This is a genomic window from Tessaracoccus pujii (genome assembly GCF_055326215.1).
Genome location: NZ_JBUZNP010000018.1, coordinates 1 through 26,852 on the forward strand (window position 1 = coordinate 1; position 26,852 = coordinate 26,852).

The following is a 26,852-nucleotide window of genomic DNA, read 5'->3' on the forward strand; positions in this document are numbered from 1 at the left end:
CTAGCCTCGATCGTTCATGGCGTGTGGGCGACCTGTGCCGTAAATGAGCCAGAGTGCCTTCTGACTACGGGATACTTGGAGTTGCGAAGCTCAAAAGACCCATAGCGGAAGGCACTCGGCAAGTGAAGGATACTGCGTGGTCGTCGGGGTTGTCAGTCACAGGTGACGGGACCGGGGTGGTCGCCCACGCAGGCAGCATCGGGCTTCGCTTGTTGGCTGACCGGGTCGGGCTGACCGGTGGTCTCTCGACAGCGATGGCCAGGCGCGGTTTCGTCCCCTCGGTCCATGACCGCGGCCAGGTGCTGACCGATGTCGCGGTGCTGCTCGCCGACGGCGGTGAGGCGATCTCCGACATCGACGTCCTGCGTCACCAATCCCAAGTGCTGGGGCCGGTCGCCTCAGCTCCGACGGTGTGGCGGGCGCTGGATGAGGTCACGGACGCCAGGCGTAGGAAGATCGCCACGGCCCGGGCCCGTGTCCGGCGCCACGTCTGGGCCCAGCTGACAGGCGCTGGCGGAGTTCCGGCCTCTCGGGTCGCTGGCACCGATCTCGGCAGCACCGTGGTGTTGGATGTCGATGCCACGATCGTGGTCACGCATTCGGAGAAGGAACTCGCGTCGCCGACGTTCAAACGAACCTTCGGGTATCACCCGATCGGTGTGTGGTGCGACAACACGCACGAGTTCCTCGCCGCCGCGCTGCGAACCGGTCGGGCGGGGTCGAACACCGCCGTGGATCACATTCAGGTCCTGGGCGAGGCGATCACCCAGATCCCGATGCCGTATCGCCGCAACCTGTTGATCCGCTGTGACGGGGCCGGCGCCTCCCACCAGTTGCTGGACTGGCTCCATGCGCAAGGCCAAGTCAGAGGCCGGATCTTGCACTACAGCGTGGGGTTCACCATCGGCGAGAACGTGCGCGATGCGATCACGCAGTTGCCGGTCGGGTCATGGTCTCCGGCGCTGAAGGCCGATGGTGAGGTTCGAGAGGGCGGGGAGGTCGCCGAGGTCACAGGACTGCTCAATCTCGATGGTTGGCCGGCGGGGATGCGGGTGATCCTGCGCCGGGAACGCCCGCATCCGGGGGCGCAGTTGTCGCTGTTTGAAGAGGCCGACGGGTGGCGGTATCAAGCGTTTGCCACCAACACAGCCGCGGGGCAGTTGCAGTTCCTTGAGGCCCGGCATCGGGCGCATGCCCGGGTTGAGGACCGGATCCGTCACGCCAAGGACTCGGGCTTGGGACGTTTCCCGTCGCGCGAGTTCAGCATCAACCAGACCTGGCTGACCCTGACGATGATCGCCGCCGACCTGGTCGCCTGGTTCAAGATGCTGGCCCTCGACGGTGACCTCGCCAAGGCCGAACCCAAGGCACTCAGGTATCGGCTGCTGCACGTCCCGGCCCGACTGGTCCACGGCGCCCGGCGGCGACGGCTGCGCCTCCCGAAGAGCTGGCCCTGGGTTGAGCACCTCGTGGCCGCGTTCGCCCGGATCGCCGCGATCCCACCAGCCTGACCCCAACCGACCGCCACTACCCGAGGAAACCTGGAGAACCGCCGCCCGGCAGCGTCAGCCGGCCAACAGTCACGCCCTCAACCGGCCCAGTGTTCAAATCGGGCTCCGACAGCCCAGCTGACAGCTCTCAAGCCGCCTCATGAAAGAGGGAGGCTAGGGGGGATACTGCCCGCCACACTATTGAGCGCGCTCTCGGGAGTCAATGGTTTGTGCACATGCCGCTCAAGTAGTGGTTGAGGTGTCCGGGGGCACGCCTAGGCTCGCCGTCATGCGCCTCTCCGTTCTTGATCTCATCCCCGTCCGCCGCGGCCAGAGCACCGCTCAGGCGCTGCGGGGGAGCAAGGCCCTCATCGACGCGGCGGACCGCCTCGGCTACACCCGCTACTGGGTGGCCGAGCACCACAACGCGTCCGCTGTGGCGTCGACGTCACCCGCCGTCGAGCTCATGTACCTCGGGCAGGGCACGTCGCGGATCCGGCTGGGCTCCGGTGGGGTGATGCTGCCCAATCACGCGCCGCTCGCCGTGGCCGAGCAGTTCGCCCTGCTGTCCGCCGCCTTCGGGGACCGGATCGACCTCGGCATCGGCCGCGCGCCGGGGACGGACCCGATCACGTCGGCGGCCATCCGCGGGCACCTCGGCGGCGGTCACCTCGTCGACGCGTCGGGCCGTCCCGTCGATCCGGTGCAGGAGTTCCCGCAGAACGTGGCCGACATCCTCGCACTGCTCACGCCGCAGGGCGCGGAGGTGCGCCTCCGGCACGGGCAGACCTACTCGCTGCGCGCCACCCCGGTCATGGAGCATGCGCCTCAGGTGTGGCTGCTGGGCTCCAGCGACTACTCCGCAGAGATGGCCGCGGCGCTGGGCCTGCCCTATGTGTTCGCCCATCATTTCTCGGGCAGCGGCACGCAGCGCGCGCTGGATCTGTACCGCGGCGGTTTCCGGCCCGGCGCGCACGGGGAGGTCCCGCGCACGTTCGTCAGCGTCAACGTCAGCGTGGCCGAGACCGCCGACGAGGCCTGGGAGCTCGCCGAGCCGCACCAGTACCTGATGGCCTCACTGACCACCCGCGGCAGCATGGACCCGCAACCCCGCGTGGGCGACGAGGCCCGCAGCCTGCTCACCGACGACCTGAGGGCTGTGGTCGCCCCCGCGGTGGCCTCGTGGGCCGTGGGCGACGTGGCGCAGGTCCGCGGCCGGCTGCTGGCCACCGCCGACGAGTTCGGGGTGGACGAGATCATGGTGCACCTGGTGGCCGGCGCCTGGCCGGAAGACCCGGCCGACGCGTGGCCCGCCAAGCTGCGCGGCCTGGAGTTGCTGGCCGACGCGCTGCTGGGCTGAGTTCAGCGTCTGCTCTCGGGCGGACGGGTGTAGCCCGCCCGCTCGAGGTCCTCGGTCAGGTGGTCCACCAGCAGCAGCTCGTCCTTGATCAGCCCAGCCCGGTAGGCGCCCCTCGCCACCAGGCTCGCCGCCACGGGGGCTGTGAGCACCTGGAACACGATGACGGCCAGGCACAGGCCGGCCGCCCACCAGGTCCGCAGGCTCAGCGCGATGCCGAGAGTCACGGTGATCAGCCCGAGCACCTGGGGTTTGGTGATGGCGTGCATCTTGCCCATCACGTCGGGGAACCGAACGAGCGACACCGCGGCCGCGAAGCACAGCAGCGACCCTGCCAGCACCAGGAGGGCGGCCATGAGGTCGAAGATCTCGTGGATCACGGTGTCTCCTTCCGGGCCCGGTGGCTGGCGCTGTACTGACGTCGGGTGGCCATCCGGTCCGCGACCATCCGGGCCACCGACACGGCGCTGGTGAACCCCAGCATGGACAGCAGCACCAGGATGAGGACCTCTGTGGAGCTGTCCGACCAGACGGTCCACAACCCGAGCGAGGCCACCATGACGGCCACGATCAGGTCCGCCGCGACCGAACGGTCCAGCTGGGTGGGGCCCTCCGCGATGCGGTTGGCGCCGATGAGCGCGGACACGGCCAACACCACGGCGGCGAGACTCAGGATCACGTCGGTGACGATGCTGATCACGTCATTCCTCCATCTGCGGGGTCCGGGCCAGGGGGCTGGCGAGGCAGGACCGGTCGAACGCGGCGATCTCCTGGTCCGAGCCGAACGAGCGCACCACCCGCGATTCGACGGCCGTGGTCATCCGCTGCACCCGTTCCAGCGATGCGTCGTCGACGAGCTCGAGCGCGTGCACGTAGAGCCGTCGCGGCTCGCGGACCACCTCCACCACCACCGTCCCCGGCACCAGCGAGAGGATCTCGGCCACCTGCACCTGGTAGAGGTCGTCGTCGGTGTGGAGGTCGACGCGCACGATGCCGGCGTGCAGGTTGACCTCCTTCTCGAAGGCGAGCCGGACCAGCCGCAGCGACGAGACCACCAGGTCGGCCAGGAGGTGCCAGGTGAGCGAGGTGAACCCCAGGGGGCGGAACCTGCCCTGCCAGAAGATCGGGGGGAGTGGGAAGGCGACGCCGATCACCCAACCGAGGGCCGCGCCGGAGATCAGGATCAGCGGTGCGACGCTGCCCCACATGAGCACCCACACGGCGGCCATGCCGAAGACCGACAGCGGCCGGAAGCGGAGCCGCTGCCTCCAGGGGATGGGGGACTTCATCATCATCGCAACCCCTCCGGAAGGACGGCGCGTACGTAGGAGCCGTCGCGCAGGGCCGCGGCCGCGGCGTGCGTGTACTCGTACAGCGGGCCGGCGAACACGCTCAGCGCCAGGCCGAAGACCACCAGCGCCATGGTGGCGCCAACCTGGAGAGGCGGCATGGGCCTGGTGTCGTCGTCGACGAGATCGTCGATGTCCTCGTTGAGCCGCTCCGCCTCGGCGCGGCGCTCCTCGGCCGGCGTCACGCCCCAGAACGCCCGGTTCCACACCTTCGCCATGGCGATCAGCGTCAGCAGGCTGGTGGTCACGCCGGCCGCGACCACTGCCCAGGCCAGCGCCGTGCCCTGGGCGGCGCCGGCCTGCAGCAGGCCGAGCTTGCCGATGAAGCCGGAGAAGGGCGGGATCCCGGCGAGGTTCATGGCGGGGAGGAAGAACAGCACCGCCAGCAGCGGGGCCACCTTGAGCAGCCCTCCCAACCCGTCCAGCGACGACGTGCCGCCGCGACGCTCGATCAGTCCGGTGACCAGGAACAGCGTGGCCTGGATGGTGATGTGGTGGGCGGTGTAGAAGATGGTGGCCGCCATGCCGGCCTGGCTGCCCAGTGAGATGCCGAAGACCATGTAGCCGATGTGGCTGATCAACGTGAACGACAGCATCCGCTTGATCTCCACCTGCGCGATCGCGCCCAGGATGCCGATCACCATGGTGAGCAGCGACGCCACCATCAGCACGTCGTTGACCGGGGAGGTGGGGAACAGCAGGGTCTCGGTGCGGATGATCGCGTAGACACCCACCTTCGTCAGCAACCCGGCGAACACGGCGGTGACGGGGGCGGGGGCGGTGGGGTAGGAGTCGGGCAGCCACGCCGACAGGGGGAACATCGCGGCCTTGATGGCGAACGTGACGATCAGCAGCACCTCGAGCAGCAGCTGGACGGGCTCGCTGATGTCGCGCAGCCGCACCGCCAGATGGGCCAGGTTGACGGTGCCGGTGGCCGCGTACACCGCGGAGATCGAGATGAGGAACAGAGACGAGCTGAGCAGCGAGACGATGACATAGGTGGTGCCCGCCCGGATCCGGTCACCGGTGCCGCCGAGGGTGAGCAGCACGTAGGAGGCGAACAACAGGATCTCGAAGCCCACGAACAGGTTGAACAGGTCCCCGGCCAGGAACGCGTTCGAGACGCCCGCCATCAGCAGCAGGAAGGTGGGGTGGAAGATCGACACCGGCGTCTCGCGGCGCACCTCGTCGCTGTCCTGCCCGGTGGCGAACAGGAGGACGCACAGGGCCACCACGGAGGCGACGAACAGCATCAGTGCGCTCAACCGGTCCGCCACGAGGGCGATGCCCAGTGGCTCGGGCCAGTTCGCCAGCCACAGCGCCACGGGCCCCACCTGGTGCGTCTGCCAGATCAGCACGGCCGCCACCACGACGATGCCCGTCAGGCTCAGCACCGAGACGAGGCGCTGCAGCCCTGGGCGGCGTGGCAGGGCGAGAGCGACGGCGGCGCCGAAGATCGCCAGCAGGACCGGAACGGGGAGCAGGGTGGCCATCATTCGCTGACCACGTCCTCGCCGGTGTCGGAGAAGGTGGTGTCCTCGTAGGACTCCGAGGCCACGTCGGCCTCCGCGAGCCGGCGGATCCGGGCGTCCTCGACGTCGTCGGCCACCTCGTCGTGCCCGTGCAGCTGGAAGCTGCGGTACGCCATCGTGAGCACGAACGCCGCCACCGCCATGGTGATCACGATGGCCGTCAACACCATGGCCTGCGGCAGGGGATCCGACGTCCGGTCCGCGTCGGCCAGGCCGACGATGGGCGCCGCCCCTGGCCGTCCGGCCGAGACGATGAACAGCAGGTTCACGCCGTTGCTGGCCATCAGCACCCCCAGGAGGATGCGCGTCAGTGACCGCTCGAGCAGCAGATACACTCCGGCCGCGACGAGCAACCCGGCGGTGATGGCGAGGACGAGGTTGGCGGTCATCGCAGCTCCTGCCCGGGCCTGGTCCGACGGGTGGGGCGGGGGGCGTCGTCGTGGGCGTTGGCGCGCCCGCGGTCCGTTGACGTGCCGGCGTGGCGCGCGGGGAGCGCGATGGTGGAGTCCGGGAGGGGCATGGGGGCCAACTCGTCGCTGGCGTGCTGGTCGATGCCGGAGCCGAGGCTTCGGGCCACGTCGAGCAGCATGCCCACCACCACGAGGTAGACGCCGAGGTCGAACACCGTCGAGGACACGAGGTGCACCTCGCCGAGAAGCGGCAACACGCCCCAGGGCGTGGACAGCGCATCGGGCCCGGGGACGTTCCAGTAGTAGTGGTAGCTCTCCAGCACCTTGCCGCCGAAGAACACCGGCACGACGGCGGCTCCCAGTACCAGGAGGAGGCCGCCGCCCAGCAGGCGGCCGGCGTCGAACGGAGCCGCCTCGTCGAGCTCGTGGCGCCCCGCGGCGAGGTAGCGGATCATCAACGCCATCCCGGCCACCATGCCGCCCGCGAACCCGCCGCCGGGCGAATTGTGGCCGGCCAGCAGCAGGTAGATGGACACGATGATCATCACGCCGAACAGCAGGCGGGTGATGACCTCGAACACCAGGGACCGAACCAGGGGGGAGAGGGTCTGCCCGGCACGCAGCCACACGCCCGGGGCGCTGTCCGCGACGGGGGCGTCCTCGCGGTCCTCGAATGCGGCCTCGGTGCGCTTGACCGCCGACACCCTGGAGCGCAGGAAGATCAGGGATGCGACGCCCGTGGCGGCGATGACCAGCACCGCGATCTCGCCGAGCGTGTCCCAGGCGCGGGTGTCCACCAGCGCCACGTTGACGATGTTGCGCCCGTAGCCGATCTCGTAGGCGGCCTCGTACCAGGCGTCCGAGACCGGGTCGGCCACCCGGGCGCCCACGGCGACGAGCGACACCAGCGTCACCGTCGTGCCGACGGCGGCGGCCACGAGGATGCGCCACCACCGCGTCGAGCTGAGCGGGCGGTTGGTGAAGTACCGCGGGAGCTTGCGCACCACCAGCACGAACACCACCAACGTCAGGGTCTCGACCAGGACCTGCGTGAGCGCCAGGTCCGGCGCGCCGGCCATGGCGAACAGCAGCGCCAGGCCGTATCCGGTGACTCCGACGAGCAGGACGGCACGGATCCGGCCGCGCGATCCGGCGGCCAGGACGGCCGCGGTGACGATCACGACGGCGACGAGCACCTGTGGCCAGTGGTCGAACGCCCGGAACTGCGGCCAGTGGCGGATCCGCAGCAGGGCGTAGGTGGCCAGCACCACGAGGGTCACGAGAATGGTGCCCAGATAGATCGACAGCGACCCCCGCTGGGACCGGGCGGTCACCTCGACGGCCACGCGGTCCAGGCTGAGCAACGAGCGGTGGTAGATCTCCTCAGCGGACCGGGTCCGGGGGAAGGTGGCCTGGATCCTCGCGATGCGCCGCCGGAACACGAACAGCGCGACACCCGCGCCGAGCGCGACGGTGGACATGATGAGGGGCAACGTGAAGCCGTGCCACAGCGCGAAACCGTGGCTGGCCTTGCCCGTGGCGACGGTGCGGGCATACGGGTCCAGCAGGTCCGTCAGCTCGGGGCCGAGGAACCCGCCCACCAACGACAACACCCCCAGCAGCATCGGCACCGCGACGATGCCGAACGCCGGCCGGTGCCAGGACAGCGCCGGGGCCCCGTCCTTCGACGCGAACGCGCCCCACCACCAGCGCAGGGAGTACGCGGCGGTGAGCGCAGACCCGAAGACCAGGGCCGCGGCGAGCGCGGCGGCGGCCAGCGGCGTGACGGACTCGACGTCGCCCGAGACGAGGTACTCGATGGACTCGAAGGCGGCCTCCTTGGTCAGGAAGCCCATCAGCGGCGGGATCCCGGCCATCGACAACACGGCAAGTCCGCCGAGCGCGGCCAGCCACGGCACGCGGTAGCCGACACCGCTGAGCTCGCGCAGATCCCTGGTACCTGCTGAGTGGTCGATGATGCCCACGCACATGAAGAGGGTGGACTTGAACAGGGCGTGCGCGACGACCATGCCCAGGCCGGCCAACGCGGCTGCCTCCGTCCCCAGGCCCACCAGCAGCACCATGAAACCGAGCTGGCTCACCGTGCCGTAGGCGAGCAGCAGCTTGAGGTCCGTCTGCCGCAGTGCCCGCCAGCCGCCCAGGATCATGGTCGTGGTGCCCAGGACCATGACGGTGGGTCGCCACCAGGGCACGTCCGCGAACGCCGGCGCCAGGGCCGCGACGAGGTAGACGCCGGCCTTGACCATCGCCGCGGCGTGGAGGTAGGCGGAGATGGGCGTGGGGGCGGCCATCGCGCCCGGGAGCCAGAAGTGGAACGGGACGAGCGCCGACTTGCTGATGGCCCCCACCAGCATCAGCAGCGCGCCGACGGTGGCCAGCGTCCCCGTCGGCGGGTCGGAGAGGATCTCCTGGAGCGACAGGGTGCCGGAGGTCTGCCAGACCGCGACGATGCCCACCAGCATCGCCAGGCCGCCCGTGGTGGTGACGATCAGCGCAGTCTGCGCGGCGCCGCGGTTGGCGCGACGGGTGGGGTCGTGCGCGATGAGGAGGTAGGAGAAGATCGTGGTCAGCTCCCAGAAGATGTAGAGCACCACGAGGTTGTCCGCCGTGACCAGGCCCAGCATCGTGCCCGCGAACAGCGTGAGGATGGAGGCGGACCGCGCCCCCGTCATGCCGTCGAAGTACCAGCGGCTGTAGAGCAGGACAAGGGCGCCGATCCACGTGACGATCATGGCGAGGACCCACTGCAGCAGCCCGATGCGCAGCGAGAGGTCCACACCCAGCAGGGGGATCCACTGGTAGGACTCGAGATACTCGCCACCGCTCACGACGGCGGGGGCCAAGGATGTCAGCCACGCCGCTGCGGCCAGGGGGCCGAGCGCGAGAACGAAGAACGCGCGGGCGCCGAACCAGCGGACCAGGAGTGGAGTGAGCGCGCCGAGCACCGCGTGGGCGGCGATCAGGGCGAGAAGCACGCCAGAACTCCCGTCGGTCGGTTCATGGTCGGTCGGTTCGTGGTGGCGCGGTCAGTCTATCGACCGTTCAAGACCGGGACGCGTCCCGCGTCAGCCGTAAGAGGGCGGATCTGATGGCGACTACGCCGCCAGATCTCCCACGCAGTGGAGAGGGGAGCCCCCTACGAGAGACGGTCGTGCAGCCAGGTCAGGTCGGCCGCCCGCTCAGGGACACCGCCAGGGGTTTCGAGGATGGTGACGGTGTCCGCCGCGCGGACCAGTGCGGCGAGGGCGTCGCCGTCGACGAGTCCCCGACCGAGGTTGGCATGGCGGTCCGCGCCGCTGCCCACCTCGTCGCGGGAGTCGTTGCAGTGCACCACGTCCACGCGGCCCGTGATGGCGGTGACCCGGCCGAGGAGCCCGTCGAGCTCCAGCCCGCCGGCGTGCGCGTGGCACGTGTCCAGGCAGAAGCCGACCCGGTCCGCGTTCGGGGAGCCGGAGATCGCGTCCCACAACCGGTCGATGGCCTCCAGGTGCCGCGCCATCGCGTTGCCGCCCCCGGCCGTGTTCTCGATGAAGATCGGTACCTCCATGTCCAGCCCGTCGACGCACTTGCGCCAGTTGGTGAAGCCCACGACGGGGTCCTCGTCGGCGGTGACGTGGCCGCCGTGCACCACCACGCCCAGGGCGCCGACGGCGGCCGCCTCGGTCAGCGTCTGCTGCAGCAGCTTGCGCGACGGGATCCGGATGCGGTTGTTCGTGGAGGCCACGTTGAGGGCGTAGGGGGCGTGCACGACGATCCCGACCCCCGCCGCCTCCGCGGCCGCCTTCAGCGCCGGGGCGCCACCGTCGACGAGGGTGCTCGGCTTCCTCCAGCTCTGCGGGTCTCCCAGGAAGATCTGGACGACGTCGATGCCGAGCGCGGCTGCTTCGGCCAGCGGGTCCGTGGAGTCGACGTGGGCACCCGTTCGCAGAGTCATGCCGCCAACCCTATCCGCGGTGCTGGGAGAAGATGATCGCCAGCACCCGTGCGCCGGGTTCGGCGTGGGTAGCCTGTGGTGAACAGGCCGTCCACGGGAGCCACCATGCCGCAGACCAATCACGTCGTCACACGCCTCCGCGAGGTCGTCGCGCAGCACGCGACGCGCACCGCGACCCGGATCCGCGAAGGAGACCGATGGGTGACCCAGACCTACGCCCAGTTCGCGGACCGGATCGACCGCGTCGCCCAGGGCTTGCTGAACCTCGGCGTGGAGACGGGCGGCCGGGTGGGCATCTTCCTGGCCAACCGTCCGGAGTGGTCCGAGATCGACTTCGGAGCCGCCACCGTTCGCGCCGTGCCGGTGCCGCTGTACGCCACCTCCACACCCGAGCAGATCAGCCACATCGCGGCCGATTCCGGGCTCACGGTCATGTTCGTCGGCAACCAGAGCGAGTGCGAGCGGGTGCTCAGCGTGGCCGACGAGCTGCCCGACCTGGGGCGGATCGTCATCCTCCAGCCGTATCCGGGCATGCCGGAGCGCGTGACCAGCTACCAGGACTTCCTCGCCGAGCCGGACCGCGCGGCCATCGAGGCCCGGTTCGCGGAGGCGACGGGGGAGGACCTGGCATCGATCATCTACACCTCGGGCACCACGGGCAATCCGAAGGGGGTGATGCTGCAGCACAAGGCGTTCGTCACGCAGAGCGACGCGCTGGACCGCTTCTTCCACATCACGCCGGAGGACCACTCCCTGAGCTTCCTCCCGCTCTCGCACGCCCTGGAGCGGGCATGGACCTACGTGGTCCTGCTGCACGGCTCCATGAACACCTACGTCGAGAACGCGCGCACGGTGGCCGAGCAGATGGTGCTCGCCGAACCCACCATGATGGTGAGCGTGCCGAAGCTGTTCGAGACGGTGTACGCGACGGCGCACGCCAAGGTGCAGTCGTCGGCGGTGAAGCGGCAGATCTTCACGTGGGCGCTCAAGGTGGGCCGCCACAACCAGTACGCCTACCGCTCCGGCAGGCGGCCGAGCGCGCTGCTGCTTTCCCAGCTGGGGCTGGCGGACAAGCTGGTGCTGAGCAACGTCCGGGCGGCCCTGGGCGGGCGCAAGAAGGTGCTGGCCTGCGGCGGGGCTCCGCTGCGGCCGGAGATCGAGGAGTTCTTCGCCGCCGTCGGCCTGCCCATCATGCCCGGTTACGGGCTCACCGAGGCGTCGCCGCTGATCACGTTCAACGCGCCGGACGACTTCAAGCTCGGGACTGTCGGCAAGGTGCTGCCGGGCGGTGAGCTCAGGATCGGGGACCTCGGCGAGATCCTCTACAGGGGGCCCAACGTGATGCTGGGCTACTGGAATGACCCGGTGGCCACGGCGGAGACCATCGACGACGGGTGGCTGCGGACCGGAGACGTCGGCTACGTGGACAACGAGGGTTTCCTGACCATCACCGACCGGCTCAAGGACATCATCGTCACGCTCGGCGGGAAGAACGTGGCGCCGCAGCCCATCGAGGGCCTGATCCTGGCGGATCCGCTGTTCGAACACGCCGTCCTCCTGGGCGACAACCGCCCCTTCGTCACCCTGCTGGTGAAGCCGTCCCTGCCGCAGGTCGAGGCGCTGGCCAAGGCGCGTGCCTGGCCGGGTGAGGTGCACGACTGGCTGGCCAGCAACGAGCTGCTCGAGGAGCTCAAGAAGAGGGTCGACGAGATCACGGCGAAGCTGCCCAGCCAGGAGCGGCCGAAGGAGACCACGGTGCTCCACGAGGAGTTCACGATGGACAACGGACTGCTGACGCCCACGCTGAAGGTGCGCCGCCGTGCCGTCGAGGCCAGGTTCAAGGCCCTCGTCGACGAGATGTACGCGCGCAGGGAGCGGCTCAAGGAGCGGTGAGCAGGCAGCGTCGCGTCCGGTGGGCCACGTGGCCCGGGGCCTTGGGCCTCGGGGCGCTGGCGCTGCTGATGGGTGGGCCGGGCATTGTCGCGCTGACAGCGACAGCGGTGTTGCCCGCGGACGACTCCGCCGGCGTTGACTTCGCCGTCAGTGGGCCGGGGTGGCCGGTGCGGGTCGCGGCCCTCGTCGTGGCCGTCGCGGCGCTCATGCTGCCCGTGCTCACGGTCCGGTGGGCCCGCCGGAAGTGGGCGGGGTACGTCCTGCTCGGGTTGGGGCTCAGCGCCGTGGTGGGCGTGGTGGGGCTGTTCCTGGTCGGGATCCTCTGACCGTGGTTCGCGACCTGGCGACTTGGCGGAGGCGCGGCGAGGGAGCACTATTGCCGCCATGGGACTGCTTGACTTCCTGGGAAAACGATCGCCCGGCCTCACCGTCGACGAGACGCTGATGGCGTTGAGCAAGGGTGCCGTCCTCATCGACGTGCGGACACCGATGGAGTACGAGGCGGGCCATGCGCCGGGGGCTCGGCCCGTGGATCCGAAGGACCTGCACGAGAACCCGCTCGACGCCATTCACGGCGACGATCCGCTGGCGGAGCGCGACGGCGCGGTCATCGTGATGTGCGACAACGGCCTGAGGTCCTCCATCGCGGCCGCGGAACTCCGTTCCAAGGGGCTCCTGGCGGAATCGCTGGCAGGAGGGCTGCGCGCCTGGGCGAAGGACGGCAACCCGGTGCTCCCGGGGCCGTACCGTCGCCGGCGCTGAGGTGACGGCCATGTGGGGGGTGCCGTTCGTGGGGGGGATGGTGGCCGGCGCGGCGGCGTCGGCGCTCGCCACACGGTGGCTCGAGGGCCGCCGGACCATCAACCGGCATATCGACGACTACGCCGCCCACTGGGAGCGGCTGCCCGCGGCCGGCGGGGGAGAGTTGCGCTACCTCGCCCTGGGTGACTCCGCCGCCCAGGGCGTCGGAGCGTCGGCGGTGTCGCGCGGCTACGTCCCGAGGATCGCCGAGCGGCTGCAGATGGCCACGGGGCGCGACGTCCTGGTCCGGAACCTCTCGGTCTCCGGGGCGACGAGCGACGACGTCGTGCGCGACCAACTCCCTCAACTGTCCTCGCTGGGGTTCGAGCCGGATCTCGTGACGCTGGACATCGGCGGCAACGACGTGGTCTATCCGGGCCACAACGCGGCCACGTTCGAGGCCAGCCTGGACCGGATCCTCGCCGCGTTGCCGCCCGGCAGTTTCGTGGCGGACGTGCCCTGGTTCATGGTGCCCGGCCTCGGGCGGCAGTCGCAGCGGATGTCCGTGCTGGCCGCCGCACTGACCGAGCGGCACGGTCATCACCTGGTGCCGCTGCACCGCGTGTCGCGGGAGACGGGCATTCTCCGTTACCACCGCTACACGGCAGGGGACTTCTTCCACCCCAATGACCAGGGCTACGAGGGCTGGGCCGAGACGTTCTGGGGCACCATCGTCGCGAGCGGCCGCCTGGACCGGCTCCGCGTCGACTGACGGGGCCGTCGAGGCATCGGCTCAACGCGTCCCGGGGGGGATTTCCCCCGCGACGCGGCGACGGGTAACCTAGGCCCTCGGCTGACCTCGGTCAGCCATGCCCTCCTGCTGCGGGACGTCCCCGCGGCCGTTAGTCCGAAGGAGGTGGGGCTGAGCATGCGTAAGTACGAAATCATGGTTCTCATCGATTCCGAAGTTGATGACCGCCAGGTTCCCGCGCTCGTCGAGAAGCATCTCGAGGTCATCACCAAGGGTGGTGGCACCGTCGACAACACCGACCACTGGGGTCGTCGTCGTCTCGCTTACGACATCAACAAGAAGTCCGAAGCGATCTACGCCGTGCTGCATGTCACTGCAGAGCCGGCGGTCGTGTCCGAGATGGATCGTCTTATGACCATCGACGAGAAGATCGTGCGCACCAAGGTGTTGCGTCGCGAGGACTGAGTTATCCACAGCTGCTGCGGAAGACCGGCAAATCCTGAGGCATTAGGCCGAGAGTGGAGCCAGTCACACCTGAGGGGCGGTTCCTGTCGGAGCTGCGTCGTAAGGTGACGTAGAAGCTATCCAAGTCCGGAATCGGAAGGCACAGAAACAACATGGCAGGCGAAACCCCTATCACCATCATCGGCAATCTCACTGCTGATCCTGAGCTTCGCTTCACGCCCAACGGGGCCGCTGTCGCGAACTTCACGGTCGCGTCGACCCCCCGCACGTTCGATCGTCAGACGAACGAGTGGAAGGACGGCGACGCCATGTTCCTCAACTGCTCGGTGTGGCGCCAATACGCCGAGAACGTGGCCGAGTCCCTCACCAAGGGATCCCGCGTCATCGTCTCGGGGCGGTTGAAGTCACGCAGCTACGAAACCCGCGAGGGTGAGAAGCGCACCGTGTTCGAGGTCGATGTCGACGAAGTCGGTCCGGCCCTCCGTTACGCGACGGCCAAGGTCACCCGCACCCCGGGTGGCGGCGGCGGTGGCGGAAACTGGCAGGGCAATCAGGGAAACCAGAACAGTGGCCAGGCCGCTGGCGGCCAAGGCGGTGGAGGCGGACAGCAGTCCGACCCATGGTCCAGCACCAGCGCACCGGGCGGCAACCGCGGCGGAAACGACCCGTGGGCGCAGCCGCAGCCTGAAGAGCCCCCGTTCTGATCCACGCTTAACTAGCCCCCATGGGCTAGCTGGCACATTCCGTCGAGAGACGGGCTTTCACGGGCGGCACGCCCGAGAGTTAAGGAGAGCACCACAATGGCCGGTCCACAGCGCAAGCCTGTGAACAAGAAGAAGATCCTGCCAGTCAAGAAGACGCGGGTCGCCAACGTCGATTACAAGGACGTCAACCTGCTCAAGAAGTTCATTTCTGAGCGCGGGAAGATCCGTGCGCGTCGCGTCACCGGGCTGTCGGTCCAGGACCAGCGCAAGGTTGCCATCGCCGTCAAGAACGCGCGCGAGGTGGCCCTGCTGCCCTACGCGTCGACCGCGCGCTGATTCGGAGGAGAGAGAACATGAAGCTCATTCTGACCAGCACCGTCGACAAGCTCGGCATCGCCGGAGACATCGTCGACGTGAAGGACGGCTACGGCCGTAACTTCCTCCTCACCCAGGGCAAGGCCATTCGCTGGACCCGGGGCACGGAGAAGCAGATCGACGGCATCAAGCGTTCGCGTGACGCGCGCGAGGTTCGCGGCGTCGAGCACGCCCAGGAACTCCGCACCCAGCTCGAGGGCCTGACCGTCTCGGTCGGCGCCCGCGTGTCTGACCAGGGTCACCTGTTCGGCTCGATCACCGCCAGCGACGTGGCCGTCGCCGTCAAGAAGGCCGGTGGTCCCACGATCGACAAGCGTTCCGTGTCGTTCGCCAAGCCGGTGAAGTCGGTAGGCACGCACACCGCGGCCGTCAAGCTGCACCAGGCTGTCACCGCGTACGTTCCTTTCGAGGTCGTCGCTCAGTGATCTGAGGCACTACCAGCAAGAGCCCCGGTCTCGGCCGGGGCTCTTGCCTGTTTCGGGGCCAGCGTGGTGAGGCCCTAGGCTGGAGCGATGAGCGCTCGCTTTCTCACCACCTGGCCCTGTCAGGACGCCTGCGGCACCGTCGAGACGGGCGAGCGCGTGGAGGGGGCCCCGGTCTACCGGTGCCCCGGCTGCGACAGTTCGTGGATCGAACTGGGCGAACGCACCGAGCCCGTCGATGACGAGCGGATCGGCGCCCGCCAGCAGCATCACTAGAACCGCCGCCTCCGCGGGGCTGGTCCGCCGCCCCCCTTCCGCGTAACGAAGGGTCCAGGTGGCCGCACCAAGGCGCAGCTCTACAACGAGGCCAAGGCCAAGGGCGTCAAGGGCCGCTCGACGATGACGAAGGCCGAGTTGCAGCGCGCCGTCGACGGCTGACGCGACCAGCCGAGCTGCCACGTATCCTCGGAAGCATGCGCAACCCCGTCGAACGCCTCCGCGTGCTCATCGGGAGGACCCTGCGCAGCCGAGTCGCCGGCGATGATGCCGACGCCAAGGCACACCTCATCTGGGGGGTCGACGGCGAGCGCTGGCACAGCCCCGACGACGTCATCTGGCACGTCAACGGCGATGCCGCCATGTACGTCGGTGGGATCCGGGCGCTCCTGCTGCAGGCCCTGCACCCCGCGGCGATGGCCGGCGTGGCTGGGCATTCGGGCTACCGCTCGGATCCGTGGGGGAGGCTCCAGCGGACCTCGGAGTTCATTGCCATGACCACCTACGGCCCCATCCCGTCGGCGCTCGCGCTCATCGAACGGGTGAAGGCCGTCCACGAACGTGTCCGCGGCAGGACCGACGACGGCACGCCTTACCACGCGTCGGACCCGCACCTGCTGGCGTGGGTCCACATCGCCGAGACGCAGAGCTTCCTCACCAGCTTCCAGCACTTCGGGGACCGCCGGCTCACCCAGGGGGAGGCCGACGAGTACGTCGCGGAGGCCGCGCCGGTGGGGACACTGCTGGGCGCCGTCGAGCTTCCCCTCACCGAGGGGGAGCTTCTCTCGGCCCTGGATGCGTACCGCCCTGAGCTGCGGGCCTCGCCCGCCGCGCTCGACACGGTCCGGTTCCTGCTCAAGGAGCCGCCCGTGCCGTGGGTGGCCAGGCCCGGCTACTGGATGCTCGCGGCGGGCGCGATCGCGACCCTTCCCAGGTGGGCGCGCAAGGAACTGGGGCTGCCGACCGGGCGGTGGTTCGACGTCCTCATCGGCCTCCCGCTGGGCAGGGTGGCGACGGCGGTGGTGCGCTGGGCGCTGACCCCGGAGAGCCGCCGTGCTGAAGCGTCGGGCGACGAGCCCTCTACTCACTCGCGATAGGCGACCAGCGAGGGATCGGCCACCCAGGCGTTGCACTCGCCCACCTGTCCCGTCGACGCCTGGGCGGTCCAGAACCGCGATGACTCCAAGTCCCAGTGCCGTTCGTCGGAGGACCCGACGATCCCCACATCGACCAGCTGCTCCATCGTCCGGGGATGGCCGGCCAGGAACATTGCGGTGCCCAGGCATTCGGCCTGCAGTTCCATGCGCCGCAGAAGCCGGTCTCCCACCCCGCTGGGCTCGAAGGCACCGAGTTGCGGCCCGGCCACGGTGCCCGGAGCCGCAATGAGGAACTGGAGCACGTGACCGATCTCGTGCGCGATCATCTGGCTGGCGGCGTCGGCACTTCCGCCGAAATAGACGGACAGGATGACACGGTTGTCGACCGCCATGGCGGCGAAGGCCTGCGACTCTGGCGGTCCACATTCCGCGACCTCCGGCGACACTGCGCAGTGCGAGACCACGATCCGAGGCAGATCCATCGAATGCGCCTGCGCGAAAGGCCGCCACGAATCGAACAGACAATTCGCGTAGCGATCGGCGTCGGCCAGCAACCCCGTGGGGTCCGCGTACTCCTCGGCCATCCCGGTGCAGGTGTTGGCCGGGATCGCCAGGGCATTGAACCGCAGGTAGATCTCCACCTCAGCCTCGCTGTACTGGCTGAAATCCAGGACGGGCTGGTCGCCGTCCGGGTCGAAGACGGCATAGGGGAGCATCGGGAAGCTGGGAGGCGGCAGCGCGATGTCCGGTTTGCCGTGAGGTGCGGTCGCAGTCGGAGCCCACACGGCGATCGAGGGGGCCGGCGACGGCGCCGGGGCGGTGGTGGCGGCGGCGGACGACGGAGCCCCTGTCGGGGCCGTGATGAAGGTGGGGGTGGGCTCGGGTGCCGGAGCCTGCGGTGCCGGCGCGCAGGCGGGGGTGAGGAAAGCAATGGCCAGCAGCAGAGCCGGCCGCGTCGCGTGCAGTCTCATGTTTGTAGCCTAACCTCCGGTGCCGGCGGGGCCTGCGACCGCGGACACGCCGGGGCACCCGGATCGTGGCCGCCCGGACGTGTCGGTGCCGGGCATACTTCGACCATGAAGATCGGTGTGGTCGGCTACGGCATGGGCGGCAGGATCTTCCACGCGCCTTTCATCCAGGCCGCGGACGGGGTCGAGCTGGCCGGAGTCGTGACGCGGTCGGCGACGCGCCGAGCCGAGGCGGCGGCGGACCTGCCAGGGGTCCCGGTCCTCGACTCCCTGACAGCGCTCCTCGACTCAGGCGTCGACGCCGTCACCATCACCACCCCGCCCGAGACCCGTCGTGAGCTGGTCCTGGAGGCCGCCCGCCGGGGCGTGGCGATCGTGGCGGACAAGCCGTTCGCGCCGTCGGCGCAGGACGCCCGGGATCTCGTCGCCGAGGTCGAGCGGCTGGGGTCCCCGCTGGCCGTGTTCCACAACCGGCGCTGGGATACAGACATCCGGACGCTGAAGGCCGTCCTCGACCGCGGGGCAGTCGGCGCGCCGTGGCGGGTGGAGTCACGCTTCGACCTGGACGAACCGGGCACGCTCGATCCCGGACCGTCAGGCGGGCTCCTGCGGGACCTGGGCACGCACCTGGCGGACCAACTGCTGTGGCTCTTCGGCCCGGTGCGTCAGGTGTACGCGCACCTCGACTGGGTCGACCTGCCCGAGGGCCGCACGGACGCCGGCTTCTCCGTGGTGCTGCGGCACGCGTCGGGGGTCAGCTCGACGATGCGCGCCAGCAAGGCGAACCACCTCGTGGCGCGGGAACTTCGGGTGTACGGAAGCGAAGGCAGCTACGAGTCCCAGATGAGCGACGTGCAGGCGCAGGCAGTGTTCGCCGGCCGCCGCCCCGTCGATGAGGGGCAGCGGTGGGGATACGAGACCGAGGAACGGTGGGGCGTGCTGCGCACCGCGGCGGGCGAGCGCCGGATGCCGTCGGAGCGGGGCGCCTACCAGGACTTCTACTCGCAGTTCGCGCGTGCCGCGGCCGGTGACGGCCCCATGCCGGTCACGGGAGCCGACGCGATCCGAACCCTGGAGGTGCTGGACGCTGCCCGGCAGAGCGCCGTCGAGGGCCGCTCCGTCGACATCGGCTGAACTGACGGGTGTGGGCAGCGATCGACCCGCGGCTTGGTCCCACGGGTCGGATTCGCCGAAACGGCACGGCCGGGCTTTCGGAATCGCCCGGCGTCTGCAGCACGGGTTCAGGCGCTGAGGTAGACGTCCGGAAGGTTGTCGCCGCTCAGGACCAGGTTGTAGCTCACGTCGAGGATGCGCACTTCCTGCTTGCCGGTGCAGGTGAGCGTGCTGAGGGGCGCGATGACGAACTTTCCAGTGACCTGGCCGTTGCGGACGGGGAATGTCCTGGTCGCGTTCACGTTGTTCGTCTCGGTCTTCGGGACGCCCTGGACCGCGTTTCCGCTCTTGGTGAAGCACTGGGCGGTCACCGTCACGGTGCCGGTGAGCGAGAAGTCCGCGCTGGTGACGGTGTTGCCGAGGCCGGCGGCCTTGAAGGTGATCACCAGGCTGTTGCCGTCCACCGAAGCGGTGGGCCCCTTCACGTAGTGCGGGCCCGCGTGCGCCGTCGTGGTGAAGCCGAACGACGTGATCAGCGCGACGATCAGAACGGAGATGAGTCGGATGAGGGACTTGTTGTGGGACATGAGGATTCCTTGGTGGTTGCCGTTGCGGGTGCCCATGCCAGGGCTGGCCCGGCAGGCACCCATGGATCCGTGGGCGACCGGGAGCGCGTCGGCACGGGACAGCAGCCGACGGTCGGGCGGATTGGGGTCGGATCGCAGGTGTGCGACCCGCGATGGGAGGCCGCGGCGCGGACACTCAGGGACGGGACGTGGCGCGGAGGCGCGGTGGACTGCGCACCCGCCGGTGAGCACGGATGACAGGCGAGGCACGCGCTGGCGAGCAGATCACGGCCACACCCCCCCGAGGTGACTGTGCTCATGTGGAATCCGGCTCAGTCGTCGTGCCGTGACGTGTCCGGACCATGATGCAGAACGCCGGCCCCCTGTGGGCCGCCGCGTCCGTGACGGAAACCTTGCGAATCGACCGGCGGGATTCCGGTGCCGACCGCAGAATTCACGCTACGTAGAGTCTGGCCAAAGGTCAATGGTTTTTCTCGGCGTGATGTGTATCGCCCTGCGAGGAGCGCGCAGGCGTGGCGCGGTAGCCCAAAATGGGTCCACCGGCGCGTGTCTCAGGCGCTGACGTAGGCCGCCAGGTGCTGACCCGTCAGGGTGGACCTTCCGGCCGCCAGCTCCGAGGGCGTGCCCTCGAACACGATCCGTCCGCCGTCGTGACCGGCGCCCGGGCCGAGGTCGATGATCCAGTCCGCGTGAGCCATCACAGCCTGATGATGCTCGATCACGATGACGGACTTGCCCGACTCCACCAGACGGTCCAACAGGGCGAGCAGGTGGGCGACGTCGGCCAGGTGCAGGCCGGTGGTGGGCTCGTCGAGCACGTAGATGCTGCCCTTGTCCGCCATCGCGACGGCCAGCTTGAGCCGCTGCCGCTCGCCGCCGGACAGGGTGGTGAGCGGCTGGCCCAGGCTGAGGTAGCCGAGGCCCACATCGCCCAGCCGCTCGAGAATGGCGTGCGCGGCGGGCGTCTTCGTCTCTCCCGCCCCGAAGAACTCCAGGGCCTCCGTCACCGGCATGGCCAGCACGTCGGCGATGTTCTTCCCGCCCCAGCGGTACTCCAGCACCGCCGCCTGGAACCGCTTGCCCTCGCACTCCTCGCAGGGCGTGGCGACGGTGTCCATGAAGCCCAGCTCGGTGTAGATGACGCCGGCACCGTTGCACGCGGGGCAGGCGCCCTCCGAGTTGGCGCTGAACAGGGCCGGCTTGGTGCCGGTGGCCTTGGCGAACGCCTTGCGGATGGGCTCCAGCAGGCCGGTGTAGGTGGCCGGGTTGCTGCGCCGCGACCCCTTGATGGCCGTCTGGTCGATGGAGATCACCCCGGCGTCGGCCGGCATCGAGCCGTGGATCAGCGAGCTCTTGCCCGACCCCGCGACCCCCGTGAGCACGGTCAGCACGCCCAGTGGGATGTCGACGTCCACGTCGCGGAGGTTGTTGGTCGATGCGCCGCGGATCTCCAGGGCCCCCTTGGGCGTGCGCGTGGTGGGTTTGAGGGTGGCCCGGTCGTCGAGGTGCCTGCCGGTGAGGGTGTCGCTGGCGCGGAGGCCGGCCAGGGTCCCCTCGAAGCAGATCTCGCCACCCTCCGTGCCCGCCCCTGGCCCGAGGTCGACGACGTGGTCCGCGATGGCGATGGTCTCCGGCTTGTGTTCCACCACGAGCACCGTGTTGCCCTTGTCGCGCAACGAGAGGAGAAGGATGTTCATGCGCTGGATGTCGTGCGGGTGGAGGCCGATGGTGGGCTCGTCGAAGACGTAGGTGACGTCCGTCAGCGACGACCCCAGGTGCCGGATCATCTTCACCCGCTGCGCCTCGCCGCCCGACAGCGTGCCGGAGGGGCGCTCCAGGGAGAGGTAGCCCAGGCCGATCTCGACGAACGAATCCAGCAGGTGCTGCAGGTTCGCCAGGAGGGGGGCGGCCGCCGGCCTGTCCAGACCCCGGATCCAGGCGGCCAGGTCCGTCAACTGCATCGCACACGCGTCGGCGATGTTGACGCCGTCGATCTTCGACGCGCGGGCCCCCTCGGACAACCGGGTGCCGCGACACTCGGGGCACGTGTCGAACTTCACCGCACGCTCGACGAAGGCGCGGATGTGCGGCTGCATCGCGTCGGGATCCTTGGCCAGGAACGACTTCTGGATCTTGGGCACCAACCCCTCGTAGGTGAGGTTGATGTTGTCCACCTTGATCTTCGTGGGCGGCTTGTAGAGGAGATCGTCGAGCTCGCGCTTCGAATAGTCCCGGATGGGCTTGTCCGGGTCCAGGAAGCCGGAGCCGGTGAAGATCCGCACGTACCAGCCGTCGCCGGTGTAGCCGGGCACGGTGAGGGCGCCGTCGTTGAGCGATCTGGTGTCGTCGTAGAGCTGGGTGAGGTCGATGTCCGAGATGTTGCCCTTGCCCTCGCAGCGGGGGCACATGCCCCCGACGAGGGTGTAGGTCTTGGCCTCCTTCTGGACCCGCCCGGCCTTCTCCGTCTTGAGCATCCCTGAGCCGGTCACCGACGGCACGTTGAACGAGTAGGCCTGCGGGGAGCCGATGTGTGGCTGCCCGAGCTTGCTGAACAGGAGCCGCAGCAGCGCGTTGGCGTCGGTGACGGTGCCCACGGTGGAGCGCACGTTGGCGCCCAGGCGCTCCTGGTCCACGATGATGGCCGTGGTCAGCCCGTCGAGGTGGTCCACGTCCGGGCGCGACAGCGTGGGCATGAAGCCCTGCACGAACGCGCTGTAGGTCTCGTTGATCATCCGCTGGGATTCGGCGGCGATGGTGCTGAAGACCAGCGAGCTCTTCCCGGACCCGGAGACGCCGGTGAACACCGTGAGCCGCCGCTTCGGGAGCTCGACGTCGATGCCTTTGAGGTTGTTCTCGCGCGCCCCCTGGACGCGGATCATGTCGTGACTGTCTGCGGGATTGGGTGCGGTGCTCACCGCGCTACCGTGCCACCCCGCCGCGACAATTGCCAGAGGCGGGGCCTGTACGTCGCCGATCGGGCCTAGGGAGCCGGTCGCGATGGCTGCCTCAGCGGGATGCGGCTGCCGAGCGGTCGGCGGTGAGGAACTCGTCGATCTGGTTGATGGCCGCCGTGGCGCCCTCGATCACGCCCATGTCCAGCACCTGTTGCAGGGCCTCGACGGTGGGGTACTCGGACTCGAAGACCGCGCGCGTCCCTCCGTCGTGGGTGGAGAACGAATAGACGTTGTGCCCCACGGGGAGCGCCGGATCCTCGTTGAAGTGCTCGTCGGCGAACCCGTCGTCGAAGCTGAACCGGGTGGGTTCCTCGACCTCCGTGACCGCCCAGAAGCCGTAGTACCGCTGGCCGTCGGGGGCGGTCATGTAGTAGTTCATCCGGCCGCCCGGGGTGAGGCTGTGGTCCACGAAGGTGGCGGGGTGTGTGGGTGGCCCCCACACCTTCTCCAGCTGGCGGGGATCGGCGTAGAGCTGCCAGAGGCGCTCCACGGGGGCCGCGAACTGCGCGGTCATGGTCAGACGACGATTGTCCAGGTCCTTCTGGACGTCGATCACTGGCATGGTCAACCCTCCTGGGGTGTTGTGGTGATGAGTTCCTCGATGCGCGACACTCGTCCGCGCCAGATGCCTTCCAGTTCGGCGAGCATGCTGCCCACCGAGCGCACCGCCTCGACGTTGCCGCTGGCCAGGGACTCGCGCCCCTGCCGCCGCCTCGAGACCAGCGCTGATCCTTCGAGCACCGTGATGTGCTTGTGCACGGCGGCGAAGCTCATGTCGTAGTGCGCCGCCAGCGCCGTGATGGACTGCTCGCCCGCCAGCACGCGGCGCAGGATGTCGCGCCGGGTGCGGTCCGAGAGCGCGTGGAACAGTGCGTCGGCTCGTTCCTCGTCGATCACTGGCATAGCACTATGTTCAACCGTTTGGTTATAGGTTGTCAAGAGCGACCGGGAGATCGCCAGGCCTTCGTGCCTCAGAGATCGGCCGCGTACACGCGCACGCGGGCGCCGGTGCGGCTGATCGTCTCCCTGTCGAGAGCGAGCCCGGTCTTCTCCGCGACCCGCTGGGAGGCGACGTTGTCCGGATGGATGATCGCGATGAGGCGACGGTGGCCCAGTGAGCGGGCGAGGTCGCGGCAGGCCGCGGCGGCATCGGTCGCGAGCCCTCTGCCCTGGTGTCGCGGTAACACGTGGTAGCCCACCTCGAGCTCCTCCCGGCCGTCGATGAGCTGCCAGGTAAGGCCGCAGTCGCCGACGAAGTCGCCGTCGGGGGTGGCGATGATCCAGAGGCCGAGTCCGTCGCGGGCGTAGTTGCGGCGGTTCCAGTCGATCCACTCGGCCGCCTCGTCGCGCGTCTTCGGGTGGGGGTAGTACGTCATGACCGAGGGGTCGCCGAGCAGCGCGGCCATGCTGTCCAGGTCGCCGTCGTCCATCCGGCGGAAGACGAGCCGGTCCGTCATGGGGAGCGGGGCGTCCGCGTCCCAGACCCACTCGTCCTCCCCATCGAAGGCCCGGTGCGGCGCCGGCATCGCGAGGCCGAGCTTCTGCGCCACCCGCCGCGACGCGACGTTGCGGGGGTGGACGAAGGCGACGAGGCGGCGGATTCCGGCCCGGCGCAGCCCGGAGACGAGTTCGCGCATCGCCTCGGTGGCGTAGCCGTTGCCCTGGTGCGGGGCGCCGATCACCCAGGCCAGTGTCGCGGTGGAGGCCGGCGGGTCGACGGTGGCCTGGGCGAACCCGATGGCGGCGCCGACGGGCAGCCGGACGGCCCAGTTGCCCCACACCTCCGTCGACGGAGGCGGCGGTCCGGTCCCCTGCGCCCGGTACCGCCGCTGAAGCTCCTCGACGGTGGGCGGGCTGTCGCCGGTGTAGCGGTGGATCGACGGATCGGCGAGCACCTCGGCCATGGCGGCCGCGTCGTCGACGGTGAGCGGGGTGAGGCGCAGGCGGTGCGTCCGTAGTGGGGAGTGGACCAGATCGCGAAGGGCATCGTCGTCTGCTGGCATGGTGCCAACGCTACGCGCGCGCATACGGTGAGGAGAGGAGGCTGCGATGGCGGTGGTATTGATCGGGCTGGGGTCCAGGGGCGACGTCCAGCCCATGGCGGTCCTGGGCGGCGCCCTGGCTCGTCGAGGCGTCGAGACCACCGTGGTGGCCCTGGCCGAGTACGCGGATCTCGCGGGGCGATACGGGGCCGGTGTGGCGCCCGTTCAGGCAGGGCTGCGGTCAGCGTTGGAGGCGGCGCGGCGGCATCCTCGGGTGGCGAGCACTGCGGCCGGCCAGGGCTGGCTGCTGCGCAGGTGGGTCTCGGAGGTCTCCGGGCCGCTCGTCGAGGCTCTGGTGCGCGCGGTGCGGCCGGGTGACGCTGTGCTCGGTGGCGTGTTGGGCGCCGGGGCTGCGATGGTCGCGGCCGAGGCGCTGGGGGGTCGCGCGGCGACGGTGCTCCTCACCGGCCAGCTGCCCACTGTCCATCCCGAGAGCCACTGCTTCGCCCGCTGGTTCTTGCCCTGGGACGCCTACAACCGGTGGGGGACCGCGCTGAGCTGGAGTGTCGCGGCGGCGCTCGGCGCGCCGCTGGCGCGGGAGGCACGCACGCGGCTGGGTGTGAGGTCCCGGATGGGCCCCGTGTCGAAGGCTCTGGACAGGCACCCGGTTCTCGTGGCGGCCAGCCCCACCCTGGTCCCGCCGCCCCCCGATCGGCCGCCGAGCGTGCACCACACCGGATTCCTGGCGCCCCCCGACGACGACAACCCGCTCCCGGACGACCTGCTGGAGTTCCTGGCGGCGGGCGCCCCGCCGGTGTTCGTCGGCGCCGGCAGCCTGGCAGAGTCGACGGGTGCCGAAGGTCTGGGGCTTCTCGCGGAGGCGGGACGGCTGTCCGGTCGACGCATCGTCACCCTCGCGCCGACGCCGGCTCACGTCGGCCCTGGGCCGGGGGAGGTGTTCGCGGTCTCGGATGTCTCCTTCGAGGCGCTGTTCCCGCGCACGGCCGGAGTGATTCACCACGGCGGCGCGGGGAGCACCCACACGGGGCTGTGGTCCGGCAGGCCGTCGGCGGCCGTCCCGTTCGGTGTGGATCAGCCGTATCACGGCGCCCGCCTCGCGACCCTCGGGGTGGGGCCGCCGCCCGTGCCGTTCCGCCGAGTCGATGCCCCAAGGCTGGCGCGTCTCATCCACGACCTCGTCGACGGCCCCGAGGCCCCCGGCTTCCGAGACCGCGCCCGCGAGGTGGGGGTGACGGTCCGCGGTGAGGATGGGGTGGGCGCAACGGTCCGGGTGATGTCGCGGCTCGGGTTGGTCACCGCGTGAGACTCGTGCAGTTGAGCACGCCTGCCAGCGCGTCCGAGGACCGACCACGACGTCGACCACCGCCGGCCCTTCTTCACTGGCCCTCGGGCGTGTGAAATGGCCCGGCCCCGTGGGGAGCCGGGCCACCTCTGGGGGCATGAATCAGGAGATGACGCCCGCGTCGATCTCCGCCTGGGTCCAGTAGCCGGTGTCGACGAGCGCCTCCGTGAGGTTGTCCTGCGTGACGGTGACCACATCGAGGAGGTAGGACGGGACGACCTTCACGCCGTTGTCGTAATCCTTGGTGTTGTTCGCCTCGGGCTCGTCGCCGGCCAGCAGCGACTGGGCGGCCGTGACGGCCTGCTCGGCCAGCAGACGGGTGTCCTTGAAGATCGTCGAGTACTGCACGCCGTCCTGGATGAGCTTGACGGAGGCGATCTCGGCGTCCTGGCCGGTCACGATCGGGAAGCCGTCAGCGACGGTGCCGGAGTAGCCGTTGTTCTGCAGGGCGGTGATGATGCCGCGGGACAGGCCGTCGTAGGCCGACAGCACGCCGTCGATCTTGGTGTCGCCCTGGTAGTTGGCGGTGAGGAGGTCTTCCATGCGCTTCTGCGCGGTCTCCTGCTGCCAGCCGAGCGTGGCGGCCTGTTCGATCTTCGTCTGGCCGGAGACGACGGTCATGGTGCCGTTGTCGATCTCGGGCTGGATGACGCTCATGGCGCCGTTGAAGAAGAAGTGGGCGTTGTTGTCGTCGAGCGAGCCGGCGAACAGTTCGATGTTGAACGGGCCTTCGCCGCGGGCCTTGAGGCCGTCGATGAGGGATTGGCCCTGCGCGACGCCGACCTTGAAGTTGTCGAACGAGACGTAGAAGTCCACGTTGCCGCTGTCGCGGATCAGGCGGTCGTAGGAGATGATCTTGATGCCCTGGTCGGCGGCGGTCTGCAGCTGGGGGGCGAGGGCGGTGCCGTCGATGGCGGCGATGATCAGGACCTTGACGCCCTGGGTGATCATCTGGTCGATCTGCTGGCTCTGGGTGGGGATGTCGTCGTTGGCGAACTGGAGGTCCACCTCGAAGCCGGCCTCTTCGAGCTGGGACTTGACGGCCTCGCCGTCGGCGATCCAACGCTC

General features: G+C 69.5%; 28 protein-coding genes. 14 read left to right on the top strand and 14 right to left on the bottom strand.

Annotated elements, in window-relative coordinates; genetic code table 11:
- The first annotated feature begins 101 nt into the window (after positions 1–101).
- Positions 102–1,511 carry an IS1380 family transposase gene (locus ACZK5N_RS14480; RefSeq protein ID WP_459020375.1) on the top strand — a complete coding sequence of 470 codons (1,410 nt, stop codon included), beginning with the start codon at positions 102–104 and terminating at the stop codon, positions 1,509–1,511.
- A gap of 268 nt (positions 1,512–1,779) precedes the next feature.
- Positions 1,780–2,850: an LLM class flavin-dependent oxidoreductase gene (locus ACZK5N_RS14485; RefSeq protein ID WP_463625201.1), complete on the top strand. Its 1,071-nt coding sequence runs from the start codon at positions 1,780–1,782 to the stop codon at positions 2,848–2,850.
- 2 nt (positions 2,851–2,852) lie between these two features.
- On the opposite strand, the gene mnhG is transcribed toward ACZK5N_RS14485, so the two are convergent.
- The 7 genes from mnhG to ACZK5N_RS14520 all read right to left on the bottom strand — a co-directional run bounded on the left by mnhG (position 2,853) and on the right by ACZK5N_RS14520 (position 10,093).
- Positions 2,853–3,227 (bottom strand): monovalent cation/H(+) antiporter subunit G, encoded by a 375-nt coding sequence (mnhG, locus tag ACZK5N_RS14490; protein ID WP_459018591.1) that lies wholly within the window; start codon positions 3,225–3,227, stop codon positions 2,853–2,855.
- Positions 3,224–3,547, bottom strand: a complete 324-nt coding sequence (locus tag ACZK5N_RS14495; protein WP_459018592.1) for a monovalent cation/H+ antiporter complex subunit F — start codon at positions 3,545–3,547, stop codon at positions 3,224–3,226. Before ACZK5N_RS14495 ends, mnhG begins: the two co-directional genes overlap by 4 nt.
- A 1-nt stretch (position 3,548) precedes the next feature.
- Positions 3,549–4,142, bottom strand: a complete 594-nt coding sequence (locus ACZK5N_RS14500; RefSeq protein ID WP_459018593.1) for a Na+/H+ antiporter subunit E — start codon at positions 4,140–4,142, stop codon at positions 3,549–3,551.
- A complete protein-coding gene (locus tag ACZK5N_RS14505; RefSeq protein WP_463625203.1) occupies positions 4,139–5,692 on the bottom strand; it encodes a Na+/H+ antiporter subunit D in 1,554 nt (517 codons plus the stop codon). The genes ACZK5N_RS14500 and ACZK5N_RS14505 overlap by 4 nt, the downstream gene beginning before the upstream one ends.
- A complete protein-coding gene (locus ACZK5N_RS14510; RefSeq protein ID WP_459018595.1) occupies positions 5,689–6,117 on the bottom strand; it encodes a Na(+)/H(+) antiporter subunit C in 429 nt (142 codons plus the stop codon). The genes ACZK5N_RS14505 and ACZK5N_RS14510 overlap by 4 nt, the downstream gene beginning before the upstream one ends.
- Positions 6,114–9,134, bottom strand: a complete 3,021-nt coding sequence (locus tag ACZK5N_RS14515; RefSeq protein WP_463625204.1) for a Na+/H+ antiporter subunit A — start codon at positions 9,132–9,134, stop codon at positions 6,114–6,116. The genes ACZK5N_RS14510 and ACZK5N_RS14515 overlap by 4 nt, the downstream gene beginning before the upstream one ends.
- A gap of 161 nt (positions 9,135–9,295) precedes the next feature.
- Positions 9,296–10,093 (bottom strand): deoxyribonuclease IV, encoded by a 798-nt coding sequence (locus ACZK5N_RS14520; protein ID WP_463625205.1) that lies wholly within the window; start codon positions 10,091–10,093, stop codon positions 9,296–9,298.
- Positions 10,094–10,198: 105 nt separating this feature from the next.
- On the opposite strand from ACZK5N_RS14520, the gene ACZK5N_RS14525 reads away from it, so the two are divergent.
- The 10 genes from ACZK5N_RS14525 (at position 10,199) to ACZK5N_RS14570 (ending at position 16,817) form a co-directional block, all read left to right on the top strand.
- On the top strand, positions 10,199–11,986 hold the full coding sequence (locus ACZK5N_RS14525; RefSeq protein ID WP_463625207.1) for an AMP-dependent synthetase/ligase: 1,788 nt from the start codon (positions 10,199–10,201) through the stop codon (positions 11,984–11,986).
- Positions 11,983–12,312: a hypothetical protein gene (locus tag ACZK5N_RS14530; protein ID WP_463625208.1), complete on the top strand. Its 330-nt coding sequence runs from the start codon at positions 11,983–11,985 to the stop codon at positions 12,310–12,312. Before ACZK5N_RS14525 ends, ACZK5N_RS14530 begins: the two co-directional genes overlap by 4 nt.
- A 58-nt stretch (positions 12,313–12,370) precedes the next feature.
- Positions 12,371–12,748, top strand: coding sequence for a rhodanese-like domain-containing protein (locus tag ACZK5N_RS14535; RefSeq protein WP_459018599.1), 378 nt, complete (start codon positions 12,371–12,373; stop codon positions 12,746–12,748).
- Positions 12,749–12,758: 10 nt separating this feature from the next.
- Positions 12,759–13,499 carry an SGNH/GDSL hydrolase family protein gene (locus tag ACZK5N_RS14540; protein ID WP_459018600.1) on the top strand — a complete coding sequence of 247 codons (741 nt, stop codon included), beginning with the start codon at positions 12,759–12,761 and terminating at the stop codon, positions 13,497–13,499.
- Positions 13,500–13,655: 156 nt separating this feature from the next.
- Positions 13,656–13,943, top strand: a complete 288-nt coding sequence (gene rpsF, locus ACZK5N_RS14545; RefSeq protein ID WP_459018601.1) for a 30S ribosomal protein S6 — start codon at positions 13,656–13,658, stop codon at positions 13,941–13,943.
- 152 nt (positions 13,944–14,095) lie between these two features.
- Positions 14,096–14,647, top strand: coding sequence for a single-stranded DNA-binding protein (locus ACZK5N_RS14550; protein ID WP_459018602.1), 552 nt, complete (start codon positions 14,096–14,098; stop codon positions 14,645–14,647).
- A gap of 96 nt (positions 14,648–14,743) precedes the next feature.
- Positions 14,744–14,983, top strand: coding sequence for a 30S ribosomal protein S18 (gene rpsR / locus ACZK5N_RS14555; RefSeq protein ID WP_182781363.1), 240 nt, complete (start codon positions 14,744–14,746; stop codon positions 14,981–14,983).
- 17 nt (positions 14,984–15,000) lie between these two features.
- Entirely contained in the window at positions 15,001–15,447 is a 447-nt protein-coding gene (rplI, locus tag ACZK5N_RS14560) for a 50S ribosomal protein L9 (RefSeq protein WP_459018603.1), read from the top strand.
- A gap of 87 nt (positions 15,448–15,534) precedes the next feature.
- On the top strand, positions 15,535–15,720 hold the full coding sequence (locus tag ACZK5N_RS14565) for a hypothetical protein (protein ID WP_459018604.1): 186 nt from the start codon (positions 15,535–15,537) through the stop codon (positions 15,718–15,720).
- Between the two features lie 197 nt (positions 15,721–15,917).
- The gene (locus ACZK5N_RS14570; RefSeq protein ID WP_463625209.1) at positions 15,918–16,817 is read left to right on the top strand and encodes an oxygenase MpaB family protein; all 900 of its coding nucleotides are present in this window, start codon (positions 15,918–15,920) and stop codon (positions 16,815–16,817) included.
- Here the strand turns inward: ACZK5N_RS14570 and ACZK5N_RS14575 are convergent.
- Positions 16,805–17,788 (bottom strand): hypothetical protein, encoded by a 984-nt coding sequence (locus tag ACZK5N_RS14575; RefSeq protein ID WP_463625211.1) that lies wholly within the window; start codon positions 17,786–17,788, stop codon positions 16,805–16,807. The two genes, ACZK5N_RS14570 and ACZK5N_RS14575, sit on opposite strands and share 13 nt — an antisense overlap.
- A gap of 105 nt (positions 17,789–17,893) precedes the next feature.
- Between ACZK5N_RS14575 and ACZK5N_RS14580 the strand changes: the two genes are divergently transcribed.
- Positions 17,894–18,919: a Gfo/Idh/MocA family protein gene (locus ACZK5N_RS14580; RefSeq protein WP_459018607.1), complete on the top strand. Its 1,026-nt coding sequence runs from the start codon at positions 17,894–17,896 to the stop codon at positions 18,917–18,919.
- Between the two features lie 107 nt (positions 18,920–19,026).
- Here ACZK5N_RS14580 and ACZK5N_RS14585 read toward each other — a convergent pair whose 3' ends face one another.
- The 5 genes from ACZK5N_RS14585 to ACZK5N_RS14605 form a co-directional block, all read right to left on the bottom strand.
- Entirely contained in the window at positions 19,027–19,485 is a 459-nt protein-coding gene (locus ACZK5N_RS14585) for a hypothetical protein (RefSeq protein ID WP_463625213.1), read from the bottom strand.
- A 551-nt stretch (positions 19,486–20,036) separates the two neighbouring features.
- Positions 20,037–22,364 carry an ATP-binding cassette domain-containing protein gene (locus ACZK5N_RS14590; RefSeq protein ID WP_463625215.1) on the bottom strand — a complete coding sequence of 776 codons (2,328 nt, stop codon included), beginning with the start codon at positions 22,362–22,364 and terminating at the stop codon, positions 20,037–20,039.
- A 127-nt stretch (positions 22,365–22,491) separates the two neighbouring features.
- Entirely contained in the window at positions 22,492–23,001 is a 510-nt protein-coding gene (locus ACZK5N_RS14595; protein ID WP_459018610.1) for an SRPBCC family protein, read from the bottom strand.
- 2 nt (positions 23,002–23,003) lie between these two features.
- Positions 23,004–23,342, bottom strand: coding sequence for an ArsR/SmtB family transcription factor (locus ACZK5N_RS14600; protein ID WP_459018611.1), 339 nt, complete (start codon positions 23,340–23,342; stop codon positions 23,004–23,006).
- A 68-nt stretch (positions 23,343–23,410) separates the two neighbouring features.
- On the bottom strand, positions 23,411–24,442 hold the full coding sequence (locus ACZK5N_RS14605; RefSeq protein ID WP_463625216.1) for a GNAT family N-acetyltransferase: 1,032 nt from the start codon (positions 24,440–24,442) through the stop codon (positions 23,411–23,413).
- 46 nt (positions 24,443–24,488) lie between these two features.
- Between ACZK5N_RS14605 and ACZK5N_RS14610 the strand changes: the two genes are divergently transcribed.
- Positions 24,489–25,745 (top strand): glycosyltransferase, encoded by a 1,257-nt coding sequence (locus tag ACZK5N_RS14610; protein ID WP_463625218.1) that lies wholly within the window; start codon positions 24,489–24,491, stop codon positions 25,743–25,745.
- 141 nt (positions 25,746–25,886) lie between these two features.
- Here the strand turns inward: ACZK5N_RS14610 and chvE are convergent.
- Positions 25,887–26,852, bottom strand: a 966-nt coding sequence (chvE, locus tag ACZK5N_RS14615; RefSeq protein ID WP_463625219.1) for a multiple monosaccharide ABC transporter substrate-binding protein, incomplete at its 5' end; no start/stop codon positions are given.

Coding starts and splice junctions, on each gene's coding strand:
- ACZK5N_RS14525 (WP_463625207.1), top strand. CDS start 10,199: ATGCCGCAGACCAATCACGTCGTCACACGCCTCCGCGAGGTCGTCGCG.
- ACZK5N_RS14505 (WP_463625203.1), bottom strand. CDS start 5,692: ATGATGGCCACCCTGCTCCCCGTTCCGGTCCTGCTGGCGATCTTCGGC.
- ACZK5N_RS14595 (WP_459018610.1), bottom strand. CDS start 23,001: ATGCCAGTGATCGACGTCCAGAAGGACCTGGACAATCGTCGTCTGACC.
- ACZK5N_RS14575 (WP_463625211.1), bottom strand. CDS start 17,788: ATGAGACTGCACGCGACGCGGCCGGCTCTGCTGCTGGCCATTGCTTTC.
- ACZK5N_RS14500 (WP_459018593.1), bottom strand. CDS start 4,142: ATGATGATGAAGTCCCCCATCCCCTGGAGGCAGCGGCTCCGCTTCCGG.
- ACZK5N_RS14585 (WP_463625213.1), bottom strand. CDS start 19,485: ATGTCCCACAACAAGTCCCTCATCCGACTCATCTCCGTTCTGATCGTC.
- ACZK5N_RS14605 (WP_463625216.1), bottom strand. CDS start 24,442: ATGCCAGCAGACGACGATGCCCTTCGCGATCTGGTCCACTCCCCACTA.
- ACZK5N_RS14610 (WP_463625218.1), top strand. CDS start 24,489: ATGGCGGTGGTATTGATCGGGCTGGGGTCCAGGGGCGACGTCCAGCCC.
- ACZK5N_RS14590 (WP_463625215.1), bottom strand. CDS start 22,364: ATGATCCGCGTCCAGGGGGCGCGCGAGAACAACCTCAAAGGCATCGAC.
- ACZK5N_RS14600 (WP_459018611.1), bottom strand. CDS start 23,342: ATGCCAGTGATCGACGAGGAACGAGCCGACGCACTGTTCCACGCGCTC.
- ACZK5N_RS14550 (WP_459018602.1), top strand. CDS start 14,096: ATGGCAGGCGAAACCCCTATCACCATCATCGGCAATCTCACTGCTGAT.
- ACZK5N_RS14565 (WP_459018604.1), top strand. CDS start 15,535: ATGAGCGCTCGCTTTCTCACCACCTGGCCCTGTCAGGACGCCTGCGGC.
- ACZK5N_RS14540 (WP_459018600.1), top strand. CDS start 12,759: ATGTGGGGGGTGCCGTTCGTGGGGGGGATGGTGGCCGGCGCGGCGGCG.
- ACZK5N_RS14535 (WP_459018599.1), top strand. CDS start 12,371: ATGGGACTGCTTGACTTCCTGGGAAAACGATCGCCCGGCCTCACCGTC.
- rpsR (WP_182781363.1), top strand. CDS start 14,744: ATGGCCGGTCCACAGCGCAAGCCTGTGAACAAGAAGAAGATCCTGCCA.
- ACZK5N_RS14510 (WP_459018595.1), bottom strand. CDS start 6,117: ATGACCGCCAACCTCGTCCTCGCCATCACCGCCGGGTTGCTCGTCGCG.
- ACZK5N_RS14580 (WP_459018607.1), top strand. CDS start 17,894: ATGAAGATCGGTGTGGTCGGCTACGGCATGGGCGGCAGGATCTTCCAC.
- ACZK5N_RS14520 (WP_463625205.1), bottom strand. CDS start 10,093: ATGACTCTGCGAACGGGTGCCCACGTCGACTCCACGGACCCGCTGGCC.
- rpsF (WP_459018601.1), top strand. CDS start 13,656: ATGCGTAAGTACGAAATCATGGTTCTCATCGATTCCGAAGTTGATGAC.
- rplI (WP_459018603.1), top strand. CDS start 15,001: ATGAAGCTCATTCTGACCAGCACCGTCGACAAGCTCGGCATCGCCGGA.
- ACZK5N_RS14485 (WP_463625201.1), top strand. CDS start 1,780: ATGCGCCTCTCCGTTCTTGATCTCATCCCCGTCCGCCGCGGCCAGAGC.
- ACZK5N_RS14570 (WP_463625209.1), top strand. CDS start 15,918: ATGCGCAACCCCGTCGAACGCCTCCGCGTGCTCATCGGGAGGACCCTG.